The sequence below is a fragment of the Clostridium sp. AF12-41 genome (genome assembly GCF_003461685.1).
Lineage (GTDB): Bacteria > Bacillota > Clostridia > Lachnospirales > Lachnospiraceae > Otoolea > Otoolea fessa.
Window position 1 is genome coordinate 214,534 of sequence record NZ_QTXO01000002.1, and the last position, 15,022, is coordinate 229,555.

Below are 15,022 nucleotides of genomic sequence, written 5' to 3' on the forward strand. Positions count from 1 at the left end.
TTTACTGTTCAACCTCTATATAATCTTCCGGTGCTGACGGCTGCTGTCCTTTTGACATTGCTTCGATCCATGCACTTGATAATGTTGTATCTTTAAGCTGCTCAATCTCACATTTCGGATTTATTTTTTTCAAAACAGACATTGTGGTGTCTGTAAGAAGAATAGAGTATTCCTTTTCTTTGTCTATTTTCTTATCATTAACTGTCAAGTCCTTTAATGAAAATCCACTTTCCGCTTGATTGACGATCATTTTCATACCGGATGCAATTGGTAATTCGTATTTATTGGTTACATAAAAATTCTCATCCGCATCGGCGAAATAATTTTCCACGAGTTCACAAACCTGTTTACCACTAATTTTTGTAAAATATAATGCTGTATCTGAACTCTTTGCTGTCATCATGCCAACCCGGCTATTGGTGCATTCTCCTTTATACATAGAAGAAGTGAAATAATAATATGGTGCCAGAGCCAGCTGTGCATCATTTTCTTCTCTGATCGTAGTTAAAATGGAAGATGCTGAATCACGGCCATTTCTATCGTTCAGTGAAATGGAATATTCATTTTCAAAATTCACCGTTGCTTTTTCTTCCGGAACTTTACGATTCATTACACTGCGCAAAGTATCATAAGCCTGTGTTTCATCCATTTCCCCTGACAGTAATCCGTGAACAGCCTCAAGACTTGCATCAAATGATTTTTGAGCGGAATATCGGATATAAACAGCATTATTTTTAATTTCCTCTTCCAGTCCAGGTACATCCTGCATCATGGTTGGAACATTTGTATTCAATGAAATAACACCGCTTCCATCCGCAATCAGCTTTTGCCCCTCTTCTGAAATCATACAATCCAGCACATCCAGTGCAGTATCCAGTTTCTCCCGGTCTTTTTCCAGGTTTTTGTTAAATGCAATGTTTAATGACGGAGTCATATACACATAGGATTCATCCGATGTCTGTGAAAAGTAAGGAATACGGATCAGCTCCGCATCCATCTGTTTCTGCAGCTGCTGCATAACCGTCGGATGTCCATGAAACATTGCTGATTTTCCCTCGACAAACATCTGGGTTCCTGTATTGATGTCAATATTGATATCTTCTTTGCCAAAATGCGAGTCCTTAAGAAACTGACTGGTTTCTGAAAAAATACGTTTCCATAATGTATCATCAAACTTTACTTCATCCGCTGCAGTCTCTGCACCGTTTCGCCATTCAATACCATCCAGGCTTGTAAACTCACCGATTGCCGCTGCCTGGATGATTTCATTATTAGACCAGTCTTCACCAAGATCCATGGAATACGGTTTTATGCCATTATCATAAAACTGCTGACAGGCCTGTACATATTCCTCATAATTTTCTGGAATCTTTATGCCATACTGATCAAACAGTGTTTTGTTGGCAATGATCGTCTGCGGAATACCACAGATTGGCAGCCACTGGATTTCATCCTCCTCATTCTTATAATATTGCACCGCATAGGAATAATACTTAGAAACAACATCATAAGAAGCAAAATCCATAAGATAAGGCTGTAAGTCCTGTGCATCTGTTCCAGAAAATCGACGTACTGTTATGATATCCGGTAATTCATCATGTTCTTTAAAATAACTGTATAAATCGGTATCATTGTTACCAATAATAAATTCGATATCCTGATCAGGAAACTGTTCATGGATATAGGGTGCAATATTTTTCATCAAACGATTTTCCCACAGATAAACGGTAAGATGATCATCATTTTTAGATACTTCTTTCTTTGACTGTCCACATCCAGACAAGACAGCAGCTGCTACAAGTACACCTGACACCACCGCTATCAGACAACGTTTTGCCTTTTTCATACTTTCATTTTCCTCATTCTTTCCTATATAAAGTCATTATTGTTACGTCTATGAAATAACACCACAAAAAAGCACTGTCAGACAGACAGTGCACCTCATTTTATGCAACTGGCTGCCATTTTACAGGCCCTGTAGTTTTGCGTCCCAGACTTTCATCTGGTTTGCCGATTTCCTTATTATAGCTTTTAAACTTATGCAAAAAACTGGTTTTATTATACTATAGCGCTCTACTGTACACAAGAAAAACATTACCGTTTTAACGCCTGAAAACAAAAAAAGAACAGTCGATATATATACTCGAACTGTTCTTCTACTTCCGAAGTCCACGAAGCATTGACATTACTGTTTCCTGCTCATTTGCATTCAGATCGTTCCATATCCCTAGAACTTCTTTCTGTTTTTCTGTCAGATTCTCTGAATTACCTTCCTGAAAAAACTGCGATAATGTCACGCCCAAAGCTGCACATATTTTTTCAAGTGTGATCAGCGACGGCAGGTTTTCCTGCGCCATGATCCTTCCCAGTGACGACTGGGAAATTCCCGACAGCTGCGATAATCTGTATTTACTGATATCACGCTTTTCACATAAAGATGTTATTTTATCCGCAATATACTTCTCTACCTGCAAGTAACTATACCTCATTTCCGCTATTACATGTTCTTATTGTACCTGTAATAATGAAAAAATATTAGTAATCAACTTTGCAAGTATTTATCCCCATCATGGGAAGTATACGGATAAAAAAATATAAAGATACTTTCGTTTCCGCAAAAGTCATTTTCGCTTATATCATTTTTATAATAACACAGACAGTTATGTTTGTCACATAAAAGTTTGAAACCCCAAACAAAAAAATAAACCTTCTCATACCGCAAAGCCGCATATCCACGGATAAATCCCCATCCCAGAGGGATCACCCTTCTGATGAATATAAAGGCTATTCGCAGATGGCTACACAATCTGACATGGATGCCTTTTAACAGAAAGTTCACAGCTCATATAATGACACTATATTGACGTAACATGAGTATGTAAGTATACTGTAAACCATGTGGAAGTTGTGCGTATGTCAGCAACAAATCTGAACATCCGAACGGATAAGGAAACAATTAAAGGATAAATCTGAAAAGCGAATCAGCTGATGGAAAAATGCACGCTCTGCAGATGCGGTATTTACATCAGCCCCTTCCACATATTTCTATGAAATAAAAAGTGGAGTCAAATTGAATGAAAACACAAGCAGACAAGAAGTCAGTCAAAGACATTCAGGAGTTAAAGCAGCGATTTACTAAGTTTTCCATAGGTTTATTTGCAATTTTGACGCTTTCAATCACATTGTTGGCATCAGCATATACATATATTCTGCAAAAATCGTATACAGATATCGCCCTTGAAACGGAACTCAAACGTGATATGGAAAATGCAGATGCAATCCATAAATTTGCAAATAAAAAATCGGAAGAGAAGAATTTGCCACGCTCCGCCATCAATCTGATGAAAATACAGAAATGTATCACAAGGTTTCCTCGTTTCTAAATGAAATTCGAACGCTGAATTCAACCAGATATTTATACACCGCCACCCGAAATGAAGAAAACAGGCTGATCTATGTGGTGGACGGTCTGGATCCCAACGCAGGAGATGTCAGACATCCGGGAGACTATATTGAGGATGAAATGATTCCGTATATTAACAAGGCTCTTTCAGGAGAAACGGTGTATTCGCAGAACATTGTTGATACGACATGGGGTCCTATTTTCACAGCCTGTTATCCTATAACGGGCGATTTAACGGGTGATTCGGATGAAATAGTTGGTGCTTTATGCATTGAAATGGATATGCAGTCTGTGAATGGGCTGGTAAAGCGAACAAGAAGAGCATCCGTTTATGTTGGAGCTATGGCAGGATGTGTGCTGTTTTTGCTTTGTGCTGTCTGCTTTATCGGCTACAAAAGAAAAAGAGAAAATGAAATTGAACAGACGCTTTTGTTGCGCGAGGCTGCGGAAAAAGCAGAGACCGCAAACAGAGCAAAATCATCCTTCTTACTTAACATGTCACATGATATTCGATCACCTATGAATGCTATTATCGGATTTACGGACATTGCACTGAACCAGACAAATGTATCTGAAATTCACGATAGTCTGCAAAAGGTAAAAATAAGTTCAGAGCATCTGCTGTTGTTATTGAATAATGTACTGGATCTTAGCCGTATCGAGAACGGAAAGGTAAGCTTCTCACCTGAGCCGGAGAATTTGCCTGTCCTAATAGATAATGTGATTGCTATCGTGGATGGACTCCTACTGAATCGGGATTTAACATTTGAGATACATCGCAACATCCCCAAAGAACTTTATGTTCTGACGGATGCAACAAAAATTCGTGAGATATTGACGAATCTTCTGAGCAATTCGGTCAAGTTTACAAAAGATGGCGGAACGATTACTTTTGAAATTAGTATCAAACCGGGCATAGACGAACGGCATATTGTAAGCAGTTATGCGGTAAAAGACAATGGCATTGGTATGAGTGAAGAATTTCAGAAAAGGCTGTTTGAACCCTTTTCACAGGAGGATAACGGCGCACGAACACATTATGCCGGAACGGGGCTTGGAATGGCAATTTCCAAGCAATATGTAGAACTGATGGGCGGTACAATTACGGTTCACAGCAAGAAAGGGTGTGGTTCGTCTTTTACAGTAGAAATTCCTATGGAACTTGCAGACCCAAAACAGATACCTGAGCTGAATCTGATACAGGATGTCAGCCTTAATGGAGTAAAGGTTCTTCTCGCAGAAGATAATGAGCTGAATGCGGAATTGGCAATCACGCTGCTCGAAGAAGCAGGTATGCATGTAACTCGTGCAGTAGACGGACAGGACGCAGTTGCTTGTTTTGCCAACAATCCAGCAGACACATATGATGTGATTCTAATGGATGTCCTGATGCCTAAAATGAATGGGCATCAGGCGGCAAGGGCAATTCGTGCAATGAGCAAGGAGCGCCCAGATGCTGCGAAAATTCCAATCATCGCACAATCTGCAAATGCTTTCAAGGAAGATGTACAGGCATCCTTGGATTCTGGAATGAACGGACACATTTCAAAGCCATTCAATATAGATGCAGTGACCACTGCAATAAAACAAAATATAAAGAGATAGAAGATTGAGCAACAATCCGCTAACTATCAGAGCATCGTTCAAGGTTTATTTGGACGGTGCTTTTTCTATACCCATTTTGCAGAGAGGTGGTGCGCTATTTCATAAAGCAGCAGCCCGCACACCTGGAAGCTTTCGACGAAGCCCTGGTAAAGCGCTGGCTTGAGCGGATCATTGTCTGGGAGGACCACTTCACTGTGGAGCTTAAGTCCGGACTGAAAATTGATATTGGAGAGTAATCCCGTAAATGCACGAAACCCTCTCGACCATGATGGCCGGGAGGGCATTTTCTATATCCACAAACTAAAACTTCATTCCATTTGAATACTAATAATGCCGTATATTTGTCTCTAAAGGGCAAATATGCAGCATTTCTTTATTCTTTATGTGCGTGATCGTACATCTTTTGAATATCCTCCGGCAACTTATCCGATATCATACTATGTACCCGATCTTCGTTGCCATCCTGCATGGCTTGTTCATAATACCAGCACTTAAATTTAATCATATCCAACACACGATTTAAATGTTCAATTTCAGCTTCCACTGTTTTCTTTTGCTTCTCAAACAGTTCTTTTCGTTGAGGATAAGTAGCTGCTCCCTCCACACACCAGTCCATAAACTGTTTAATATCCTTGATTTCCAGACCGGAGCGTTTCAGGCACTCAATTACACGTAATGTTTCAATCTCTTTCTCACTGAATTTACGGATGCCGGAAATTCTTTCCATTCCCGGAAAAAGCCCCTGCTTGTCATAATAGCGCAAAGTTGAAATCGGAAGTCCAAACATTTCCGAAACCTGTCCAATCGTATACATGTATGCCTCCACAAAAAGTTAACAAATTTATTTTACAAGCCCATTGACCTAAAGTTAGGTTTAGGTTTTATCATTAGTATATCAGTTATACAGAAAGATTGCAATGGCTAACATGGATTATGAAAAAAGTTATATCGTTGTTACTCATACTTTTCATGTGTTTTGCGTTATCTGCCTGCAATAGCAGTCAGAATGCCGAAACAACAGAAACTACCGGGTATACCGTTTCAGAAGAAAGTAATGCCGCAGAAGAAGAAAGTAGCAGCACACAACAAGATGAGAATGGAGATACAGAAACTATGAAAGTTCTAGTAGCATACTTTTCCCGCACTGGTGAAAATTATGGTGTCGGGCATATTGAAAAAGGAAACACTCACATAATAGCAGATATGATTGCAGAACAGGTCGATGCTGACCTATTCGAAATCAGCACCGTTGTGCCATATCCCGATGAATACGAAGCTTGTACAGAAACCGAAAAGCAGGAGCAGGAAGAAGATGCCCGTCCTGAACTGTCAGCTACCGTGGAAAACATGGAAGATTATGATGTTGTCTTTCTCGGTTACCCGATTTGGTGGAGCGACATGCCGATGGCAGTCTACACATTCCTTGAGAGTTATGATTTTTCGGGAAAGACAATCATTCCGTTCTGTACCCACGAAGGAAGCGGCCTATCTTCCACCGACAGCAGCATTGCTGAAATCTGCACAGGTGCAGATGTTTTGGATGGATTAGAAATAAGAGGTTCTGTGGCACAAAATTCGCAGGATGAAGCATTAACAGCAGTTACAGACTGGCTTGATAAAATTGAAATTTTAGACGAGAACTAAGGAGATATTACCATCATGGAAAAATTAAGCTTAACACAAGAATGGGACAAGGTGTTCCCGAAAAACGACAAGGTGGATCACAAAAAAGTGACTTTCCATAACCGCTACGGCATCACACTGGCGGCGGATATGTTCACGCCAAAGAGTGTGGTGGGCAAGCTTCCCGCTATTGCCGTCAGCGGTCCGTTCGGTGCGGTCAAGGAGCAATCCTCCGGTCTGTATGCGCTGAAAATGGCAGAGCTTGGTTTTCTAACGATTGCTTTCGATCCGTCCTTTACAGGCGAAAGCGGTGGTAGTCCTCGTTATGTGGCTTCTCCGGACATCAATACGGAAGATTTCTGTGCGGCTGTGGATTTTTTGTCCGTACAGGAGAATGTTGACACAGACAGAATTGGTATCATCGGTATCTGCGGCTGGGGCGGTATGGCAATCAACGCTGCTGCCATCGACACCCGCATCAAGGCGACTGCGACTATGACCATGTACGACATGACTCGTGTGACTGCCAACGGTTATTTTGACAATGAAAACACACCCGAGGCTCGTTTCGTCAAAAAACTGGCAATGAATAGCCAGCGTACTGAGGATTATAAAAATGGCAGTTATGCCCTTGCAGGCGGTGTCATCGATCCTTTGCCGGACAATGCCCCACAGTTTGTAAAAGATTATTATGCTTACTATAAAACCGAGCGTGGTTATCATCCTCGTTCTCTTAATTCCAACAACGGATGGAATGTGACCTCTCCGCTGTCCTTTATGAATATGCCAATTTTGCAGTATGCCGCTGAAATTCGGTCTGCGGTTCTACTGGTACATGGAGAAAAAGCGCATTCCCGTTACTTCAGTGAGGGAGCTTATGAAAAAATGACCGGAGATAATAAAGAGCTGCTTATCATTCCGGGAGCGAGCCATGTTGATCTTTATGACAATTTAGATATCATTCCTTTTGAAAAGCTGAACAGCTTTTTTAATATGCATCTTAAATAAGAACAGCAAAATCATTGTATAGGATAAGGAGAAAAGGAACACGGAATACGCTCTAACTGCTCGTCGAAATACTTCTCTGTCAGATACGTTCCTCGTTTCAGCCGTTCATCATCCATCACCCAGCCTTTTATGGTGTAGTCCTTGGCGATCTGGTTTACCCATTTACAAAACTGTACGGCACGCTCGGAATTGACCTTGAAGCCTACGGCAATGATCATTTGAAGGTTATAGTGTTTGGTATCGAGTGTGACCTGAATGTCCAGACGGATATGGAGTCTAAAAAAACTTCACGCAACTGACCGCCCGATGACCACACCATTGTTTCTGCTTCGCTGCGTACAGCTCGGCATCTCCATCCGGGATCTTGACTTACTCACAATCGGAATGGTGAACGACATGTACGCGGAAAGCAGCAATGATGAGTACAAAGCCTATTCGCAGATTGCTACGCAGAAGGACTTCGATGCATTTTAACAGAAAATTCACAGCTTGTATAATGACATTGTGTTGACATCACCCGAATTTCTGCATATACTATACTTGAATGGAGGTGTTCTGTATGGCAACAACTAATTTAAATATTCGTACAGACAAGGCAATCAAGGATCAGGCGGAGGAAATCTTCAATGAGCTTGGTCTGAATATGACAACTGCTGTAAATATATTCCTGAGAACCGCTATCCGTGAGCATGGTATTCCTTTTGAATTAAAACTGGAAGTACCGAATGATACCACAGCCGCTGCCATTGAGGAAGGCAGAAAAATGATGAAGGAGCTGTTTAAGAAATAAGTACAAATCGGAAGTTGTAGGAGGAAATTTTTAATGAATATAACAGTTTATCTTGGGGCAAATGAAGGAAATGACCCATGCTTACGAAAAGCAGTTGAGGAATTGGGGGCATGGATTGGAAACAGTGGAAATGCACTTGTTTACGGTGGTTCTAAAGGTGGTTTAATGGGAGCATTGGCAGACAGTGTATTGAAGGCAGGCGGTGATGTTACGGGTGTTGAGCCGAATTTTTTTATTGAAAATGAGTTTCAACATGATGGACTGACAAAACTGATTGTGACTAAGGATATGTCTGAGAGAAAAAACAAAATGATTGAGTTAGGAGAAGCCTTTATTGCCTTCCCGGGCGGCACGGGAACATTGGAGGAAATTGCAGAGGTAATGTCGAAGGTGTCTTTGAAACATCTGGAGGCACCCTGCATTCTCTACAACCTGAACGGTTACTACGATGATTTGAAAGCACTTCTAAATCATATGATTGAAAAAGGATTATCTTCTAACGAGCGACAGGAGGGAATCTTTTTTGTTGAAAATCTGGATGATATAAAGCGAATCTTGAGACGGGCATAACTTATGTTTGCACAGTAAAATGGAGTTGCATTAGCGAAAGACAGAGCACGATCAATTCCAGTTTGTAAATCTCAGTAGAATAGCAGTTTATTAGCATCGGTCGGAGAAATCTGATCGGTGCTTTCTTTATGCTCGGCAGCAATGCCGGGCAATTTTTATGCCCATTTTGCAGAGAGGAGGTGCGCTATGGCGACAAGCAGAATCAAGGGTATCACGGTCGAGATCGGCGGCGATACCACCAAACTACAGACAGCCTTAAAGGGTGTCAATGCAGAAATCAAGAATACGCAGAGTCAGCTCAAGGATGTCGAAAAGCTCTTAAAACCGGATCCAGGCAACATCAAGCTGCTTACACAGAAGCAGAAGCTCCTCTCCAGCGCTGTCAGTGAAACGAAGGAAAAGCTCGCTACTCTCAAGACTGCTGCAGAGCAGGCAAATCAGGCACTTGCGAAGAACCATCAATGAGACAGTATTGGAGAATGTGGTAGTTCAGGCAATCAACACGCTCCTTGGTGATAAGTCCACCTACCAGACGCAGCTCCAGCAGAACATCGCAAAGGTGATCCGAAGCGCTCAGCAAAATACCGCTGATGGCATTGACGAAAAACTGCAGGAGCTTCAGAAAAAGCTTCTTAAAAAAGCCAATAACAAAGAAGCCTATGATGAAGTTGCCGACGAGATCTTCAAACTCCGAGAACAGCGAGAAAAATGCACGGTTCCCTTATTGTTTCCCTTGTGTTATATATTCCCATATAAGTTTACAAACTCTGATAAGGGAAAATACAAGGGCACAGAATCTTTTGACGTATACTCGCAAACCAAGCTGTCACTCATTGTCCGAGTGACAGCCTGGTTACTTGCTATCCCTGATACCTTATTCTTTCTACCAGCGTTTCCTTTTTCAGATTACTGCTTAAAACGCAGGAAAGCACAATCTGCAAAAGGCTGACCAGCAAAATCATAGCAAGAATTGGTGTAATTGGAACATGATAGACATTCATTCCAAATATCCCATTATGCTTTGCATAGGCAAAGAGCACGTAGCCAAGTGGCAGACCAACGACAAGTGCTACACATATGGTGCCAACCGTAAAAATCAGTCCCTGTAACTGCAGACATAAATTTAATTGTTTATTTGTCATACCCACAGCCTGTAATACACCATATTCCTGCTTTTTTGTCGTAATATTCATGATCATGGTGTTTGCCATATTCATAAAACCGATGAATCCTACAACCGCCATAAACAGATAACAGCCAAGCTTCATCGTGCGAGCTGAGAATTCTGCAGATTGTAACTGCGCATGATAAGTACCCATTTTTATATGCGAAGTATTAGAAATCAATGTATTCAGATTTTGCTCCACAGATGCCACATCTTTTTTGTCACAGTCCACCCACAGATAGCCATAGGCTGTTCCTCTCGGATTCATGGAACGGTATACACCTTCTGGAATGACAAGATAAGTGTCCGCGCTTACAAAGGATCCTGCAATCTTTCCCTGATAGGTATAGGTTTCACTTCCATTCTCAAAGTCAAATGCAATGGATTCACCCGGAGCATATCCATCTTGTTCCATCCACGTTGACCAGCCAAAGAAAATATCACCATTCTTTACCGCCTGATCATAGTCCATAGAGCCAATATCCCCGTCCTGGCGTATAAAATCAAAATCCTTTTTACTCACAACAGCAGCCGGAAATCTTGTTCCGTTCAGATTTACAGAGACTATCTCTCTCGTCATGACATCTGTCACTCCCGGAATGCTTTTGATTTCTTCAATCAGCGAATCATTCAATGGATTATCCGTCAGAATCGTATCCAGATTATTCTCCGGATATCTTTCATCATACTCAGCAGAATAGTCAAGCTGCAGTTCAAATTGTCCATGATTAACGGAAAGACGTGCTTCATGCTCCGTGTCAATATTTCCCACATAATTAGAGATAATCACAAACAATACGCAAGAAAAACCCATTGTGAGGATAGTACCAATAGTTCTTTTGGGATTACCCGTTACATTTGCCATTGCCATAGAAAACACGGTGACATTTTTTCTGCCATTTCGTTTTCCTTTTTTTTGTGTTTCTGCATTTTCTAAATACCGTGTTGCTTCGATAGGTGAAATCCGTGAAACAATTTTCATTGGTTTACGCAGTGCCAAAGCAACGGTAAGAAATGATACGAAAATACAGAGAAACATAACAGGCAGGGAAAACAGAGGCACCTGCTGATTTTGAACTCCCATAGAGCCAGTTCCGGTTGATACAAGGTTCCCCTGTTCTACCAGCCAGTTAAAACCGCATTTTGCAATCAGAAAGCCAAACAGCAGCCCCAGCGGTATCGAAGGAACCGCCAGAAGAATGCCCTCACGAAAGATCAACTGCTTCATCTGCTTTCTGGTTGCACCCAGCGCCTTGATTTTTCCGTACTCCTGAACCTTCTGGGCGATCCCGACCTGGAAGATATTATAAATGACCCCAACGGAAAACAGCACGATTCCGAGGATCAGGGTTCCACAAACCACAATCATTTCATAACTCGGCTGCAAGACCCATTGCAAATAGAGAGCATTGACTATAACGTTTTTTTCTTCGATCCCACAGGCTGCTGCAATCTGCTTTATAACCGAATCAATATTATCCATAGATACATTTGCAGAATCATTTAAAGTAAAATAAATATTATACTGTCTGTCATTCTCTGCGACGTGCTCATCATAAAACTCCTGTGACCCGAAAGCAACATAAGATGCCTCGATGGTATACTCATCCCGATCATATAGGATTCCGCTGACAACAAATTCTTCCGGCTTATATTCTGACTGCATCCCTGCGCGGTAATCCAGTGTAACCGTATCTCCGATCTTTACATCACCATACCCCATTGCACGAAAAAATGCTCTTCCTGCGGCAATTTCCTGCATTTTTTCCGGATACTTTCCTTCCTTCAACTCATATTCTTTATTATAAGGAAGCATTTTTCTTGCAGTCTCATCCATGCAGACAAACCCGCCTTTTTCATTGCCTTTTATGATACCTTCGGTGCACATAGTGCCTGTAGCATCTATTTCCGCACGGCGGTTTACTTCTTTTAACTGCGATCCGTCTGCGGAAACAAACAGACCATAATTGCTTCCATATGATCCTGCCGCCTGACTTTTCTGTAAATGAATTACCCCATTTCCCACAGTACTGATGATAACAAGCAGCATCGTGGTCAGACAGATTGCCATCATGATCAGTATACTTCTTGTCCTGTTCCTTTTGTCATTGCTATATGCAATCCTGCTTATTGTCTTCATCTGAAATCCACCACCTGTCCGTCCTCAATCACCAGAATACGGTCAGCGACCTGTGCAATTTCGTCATCATGGGTAATCATTACAATTGTCTGTCCATATTTTTTTGCTGTCATCTTAAGCAGAGCGATTACCTCATCACTGGTCTTAGAATCAAGATTTCCTGTCGGCTCATCTGCAAATATAATTTCTGGACGATTCACCAGTGCTCTTGCAATTGCTACTCTCTGCTGCTGTCCTCCGGATAACTGATTTGGCAGATTATAAATCCGGTTTTCAATCCCCAGAGTTGCAATAATATCATTTACATACGCTTCATCCACTTTTCTTCCATCCAGCCCCAGTGGCAGTACGATATTTTCCCAGACATTAACAGATGAAACCAGATTAAATGCCTGAAAAACAAATCCGATTTTTCTTCTGCGGAAAACAGCAAGGGCATCTTCCTTCATCCTGTATAAATCTTTACCGGCTAAAGTAACACTGCCTTTTGTAGGGGTGTCAAGCCCTCCAAGCATATGAAGTAATGTACTTTTACCGGAACCTGACTTTCCGACAATTGCGACAAATTCTCCCTGCTCAATCTGAATGTCCACCTGATTGACCGCTTTGACCTGATTCTCACCCGCGCCATAAAATTTACAAAGCTGCTTGGTTTCTAATATCACACTCATGTGTTGCCTCCTTTTCATCTTACATCCAAATTGTATCAGGGCAATCTTTCATTTCACTTTCAAAAAACGAGCAGAAGTCTTACAGAATTGTAAGATTTCTGCCCACTTAAAATTTAACCAACATATGGTAATTGAATCACAAACGTGCTTCCTTTTTTCTTTTTACCGGAGGTTACCGTAATCGTACCTGCGTGTTTTTCGATAATTTCTCTCGATAGAAAAAGTCCGATTCCTGTACCACTCTTTTCCATGACCTTCCTGGAACTTCCTCTGTAAAATCGTTGAAAAATTTTGTGATACTCATTCTGCGGAATACCAATTCCCTGATCCTCAATTTCCATTCTTACAAGATCGTTTCTTTTTTGTAACCGGATAAATATTTTTGAACCATCCGGGCTGTACTTGATTGCATTATCCAGAACGTTGATCACAGCTTCACCAAGCCATCTTTTATCCTGCATAACCATGCATGTTTCCAGCTCTTTTGCATAGTCAAAAACGAATTCAATTTCTTTCTCATCCGCTTTTGGATAAGTACAGTTCACAGCAGATATGACAGTATCCATAAGCGGAAGTTTTTTCTTATTAATCTGAATCAGTCCAGTTTCCATCTTGGATATTTCAAGAAGCGACTGCAATAATGTCTCCAGTCCATCCAGAGCACTCCGACAACGGATACGAAACTCCTCCTGTTCTGTGGCACTTAAGTCATTCTGCATCAGCACACTAAAACATGTATCCAAAGCTGCAACCGGTGTTTTTAACTGGTGAGAAATATCAGAAACCATTTCTTTCGTGTTCCCCTTTTCTGCCCTTGCTTCTTCCTTTATCAACTGAATATGATGTCCGATTGCTTCAAGCTGGTCATTCAATTTTTCCAGTTCTGCATGATTTTCCGTTTTCAGTAAATCATCAAATTTATTTTCACGGAATCTGATCAGAATTTCTTCCAACTGGTCTAAAATTTTCTGATGACACGCATCTTCTTTTTTCTTCCAATAAAGTAAAAAAGTCAAAAGAAGCACGCATATCACAGTGCTTACAGCACCGGTCACCATAACCTGATGCCGGAATTGCGAATAAAATGCATTCCCTTTATTCCCCCAGTATCCATATTGCTCCAATAATCGCCTTCCCTGTTCGTTAGTTTCAATATCCTTATCCTTAAGCAATTCCGAAACAGCATCCAGCCCGGAAAATTCTTCCTTTGCAGCAATCTCTGTCATAAGATTCATTTTATATTTATAATCTTCATAAAACACATACGTGGTAAAGCAATTTAATATTGCAAACAATAATATGACAGGTAATACCAAGGAGAGCACTACTGTAATCTTCTTGCGATATCTCTTTGTCACTGCCTTACCTCCTGATTCCATATATACCCAAGACCTCTGATATTCTTTATATAGACCGGTGCAGCCGGATTGTCTTCGATTTTCTCACGGAGTCTTCTGATATTGACAGCGATTGTATTTTCATCCACAAAATCCCCTTCCAGATCAAACACATTTTCCAATATTTGTGTTTTTGAAAGAATCTGTTTCGGGTTCTGCAGAAAAAAAGTCAGCATTTTCAACTCCGTTTTTGTCAGACTGATTTCACGACTCTTTATCAGGACTTTCATTTCTCCTACGATAAATACGATATCTCCCGAAATCATCTTTCCGGCTTCCGTTTTCTCCTGTCTGCGGCGGAAATGTGCTTCTATTTTCAAAAGAAGTACCGAAAGACTAAACGGCTTTGTAATATAATCATCTGCCCCTGCTTCATATCCCATGACCTGATCCATCTCCTGATCTAGTGCTGTAAGACAAATAATGTATGTATTATAATTGCATCTCATCCACCTTACAAATTCCAGTCCATTCCCATCCGGAAGATTCACATCACAAATGGTAACATCCACATTATTATCACTTGCAATTCTTTTCGCTTTTTTCACTGATTCTGCTGAAAAAACCTCATATCCGGATTTTTTCAGTGAAAATGTAATTCCACGATTTAAATTTTCATCATCTTCAACCACGAGTATACCTGGCATAGC

At 41.0% G+C, this 15,022-nt stretch carries 15 protein-coding genes, 2 pseudogenes and 1 riboswitch; of the genes and pseudogenes, 9 read left to right on the forward strand and 8 right to left on the reverse strand.

Annotated elements, in window-relative coordinates; translation table 11 throughout:
* Nucleotide 1: 1 nt before the first annotated feature.
* Together DWV73_RS04535 and DWV73_RS04540 are read right to left on the reverse strand one after the other, a co-directional pair.
* Nucleotides 2-1,846, reverse strand: a complete 1,845-nt coding sequence (locus DWV73_RS04535) for an ABC transporter substrate-binding protein (RefSeq protein ID WP_117795962.1) — start codon at nucleotides 1,844-1,846, stop codon at nucleotides 2-4.
* Nucleotides 1,847-1,946: 100 nt separating this feature from the next.
* A riboswitch (cyclic di-GMP riboswitch) is annotated at nucleotides 1,947-2,022 on the reverse strand.
* 134 nt (nucleotides 2,023-2,156) lie between these two features.
* Nucleotides 2,157-2,489, reverse strand: a complete 333-nt coding sequence (locus DWV73_RS04540; RefSeq protein ID WP_181986209.1) for a helix-turn-helix transcriptional regulator — start codon at nucleotides 2,487-2,489, stop codon at nucleotides 2,157-2,159.
* A 585-nt stretch (nucleotides 2,490-3,074) separates the two neighbouring features.
* Here DWV73_RS04540 and DWV73_RS12855 point away from each other — a divergent pair.
* Nucleotides 3,075-3,383, forward strand: coding sequence for a hypothetical protein (locus tag DWV73_RS12855; protein ID WP_207661044.1), 309 nt, complete (start codon nucleotides 3,075-3,077; stop codon nucleotides 3,381-3,383).
* Between the two features lie 77 nt (nucleotides 3,384-3,460).
* Complete coding sequence (locus DWV73_RS04545) at nucleotides 3,461-5,008, forward strand: ATP-binding protein (RefSeq protein WP_207661046.1); 1,548 nt, start codon at nucleotides 3,461-3,463, stop codon at nucleotides 5,006-5,008.
* A 373-nt stretch (nucleotides 5,009-5,381) separates the two neighbouring features.
* Here DWV73_RS04545 and DWV73_RS04550 read toward each other — a convergent pair whose 3' ends face one another.
* The gene (locus DWV73_RS04550; protein ID WP_333549840.1) at nucleotides 5,382-5,795 is read right to left on the reverse strand and encodes a MerR family transcriptional regulator; all 414 of its coding nucleotides are present in this window, start codon (nucleotides 5,793-5,795) and stop codon (nucleotides 5,382-5,384) included.
* Nucleotides 5,796-5,941: 146 nt separating this feature from the next.
* Here DWV73_RS04550 and DWV73_RS04555 point away from each other — a divergent pair, with 146 nt between their 5' ends.
* Nucleotides 5,942-6,652, forward strand: coding sequence for a flavodoxin (locus DWV73_RS04555; RefSeq protein ID WP_117795965.1), 711 nt, complete (start codon nucleotides 5,942-5,944; stop codon nucleotides 6,650-6,652).
* Nucleotides 6,653-6,667: 15 nt separating this feature from the next.
* A complete protein-coding gene (locus tag DWV73_RS04560) occupies nucleotides 6,668-7,639 on the forward strand; it encodes an alpha/beta hydrolase (protein ID WP_117795966.1) in 972 nt (323 codons plus the stop codon).
* Nucleotides 7,640-7,683: 44 nt separating this feature from the next.
* On the opposite strand, the pseudogene rhuM reads toward DWV73_RS04560, so the two are convergent.
* Nucleotides 7,684-7,890: pseudogene (gene rhuM, locus DWV73_RS04565) on the reverse strand (RhuM family protein); the annotation flags it as partial.
* Nucleotides 7,891-7,945: 55 nt separating this feature from the next.
* Here rhuM and DWV73_RS12655 point away from each other — a divergent pair.
* The 5 genes and pseudogenes from DWV73_RS12655 (at nucleotide 7,946) to DWV73_RS12740 (ending at nucleotide 9,948) form a co-directional block, all read left to right on the forward strand.
* A complete protein-coding gene (locus DWV73_RS12655) occupies nucleotides 7,946-8,113 on the forward strand; it encodes a hypothetical protein (protein WP_207661047.1) in 168 nt (55 codons plus the stop codon).
* An 85-nt stretch (nucleotides 8,114-8,198) separates the two neighbouring features.
* Complete coding sequence (locus DWV73_RS04570; protein ID WP_117795967.1) at nucleotides 8,199-8,429, forward strand: type II toxin-antitoxin system RelB/DinJ family antitoxin; 231 nt, start codon at nucleotides 8,199-8,201, stop codon at nucleotides 8,427-8,429.
* Nucleotides 8,430-8,462: 33 nt separating this feature from the next.
* Nucleotides 8,463-8,999, forward strand: a complete 537-nt coding sequence (locus tag DWV73_RS04575) for a TIGR00730 family Rossman fold protein (protein ID WP_107001131.1) — start codon at nucleotides 8,463-8,465, stop codon at nucleotides 8,997-8,999.
* Nucleotides 9,000-9,185: 186 nt separating this feature from the next.
* Nucleotides 9,186-9,449: pseudogene (locus DWV73_RS04580) on the forward strand (hypothetical protein); the annotation flags it as partial.
* Nucleotides 9,450-9,471: 22 nt separating this feature from the next.
* On the forward strand, nucleotides 9,472-9,948 hold the full coding sequence (locus DWV73_RS12740; protein WP_181986210.1) for a hypothetical protein: 477 nt from the start codon (nucleotides 9,472-9,474) through the stop codon (nucleotides 9,946-9,948).
* Here the strand turns inward: DWV73_RS12740 and DWV73_RS04585 are convergent.
* The 4 genes from DWV73_RS04585 to DWV73_RS04600 all read right to left on the reverse strand — a co-directional run bounded on the left by DWV73_RS04585 (nucleotide 9,860) and on the right by DWV73_RS04600 (nucleotide 15,019).
* Entirely contained in the window at nucleotides 9,860-12,304 is a 2,445-nt protein-coding gene (locus tag DWV73_RS04585; protein WP_117795968.1) for an ABC transporter permease, read from the reverse strand. The genes DWV73_RS12740 and DWV73_RS04585 overlap by 89 nt on opposite strands.
* Nucleotides 12,301-12,975 carry an ABC transporter ATP-binding protein gene (locus DWV73_RS04590; RefSeq protein WP_006426335.1) on the reverse strand — a complete coding sequence of 225 codons (675 nt, stop codon included), beginning with the start codon at nucleotides 12,973-12,975 and terminating at the stop codon, nucleotides 12,301-12,303. Before DWV73_RS04590 ends, DWV73_RS04585 begins: the two co-directional genes overlap by 4 nt.
* A 113-nt stretch (nucleotides 12,976-13,088) precedes the next feature.
* A complete protein-coding gene (locus DWV73_RS04595) occupies nucleotides 13,089-14,354 on the reverse strand; it encodes a HAMP domain-containing sensor histidine kinase (RefSeq protein ID WP_117795969.1) in 1,266 nt (421 codons plus the stop codon).
* Entirely contained in the window at nucleotides 14,330-15,019 is a 690-nt protein-coding gene (locus DWV73_RS04600) for a response regulator transcription factor (protein ID WP_117795970.1), read from the reverse strand. Before DWV73_RS04600 ends, DWV73_RS04595 begins: the two co-directional genes overlap by 25 nt.
* Between the last annotated feature and the right edge of the window lie 3 nt (nucleotides 15,020-15,022).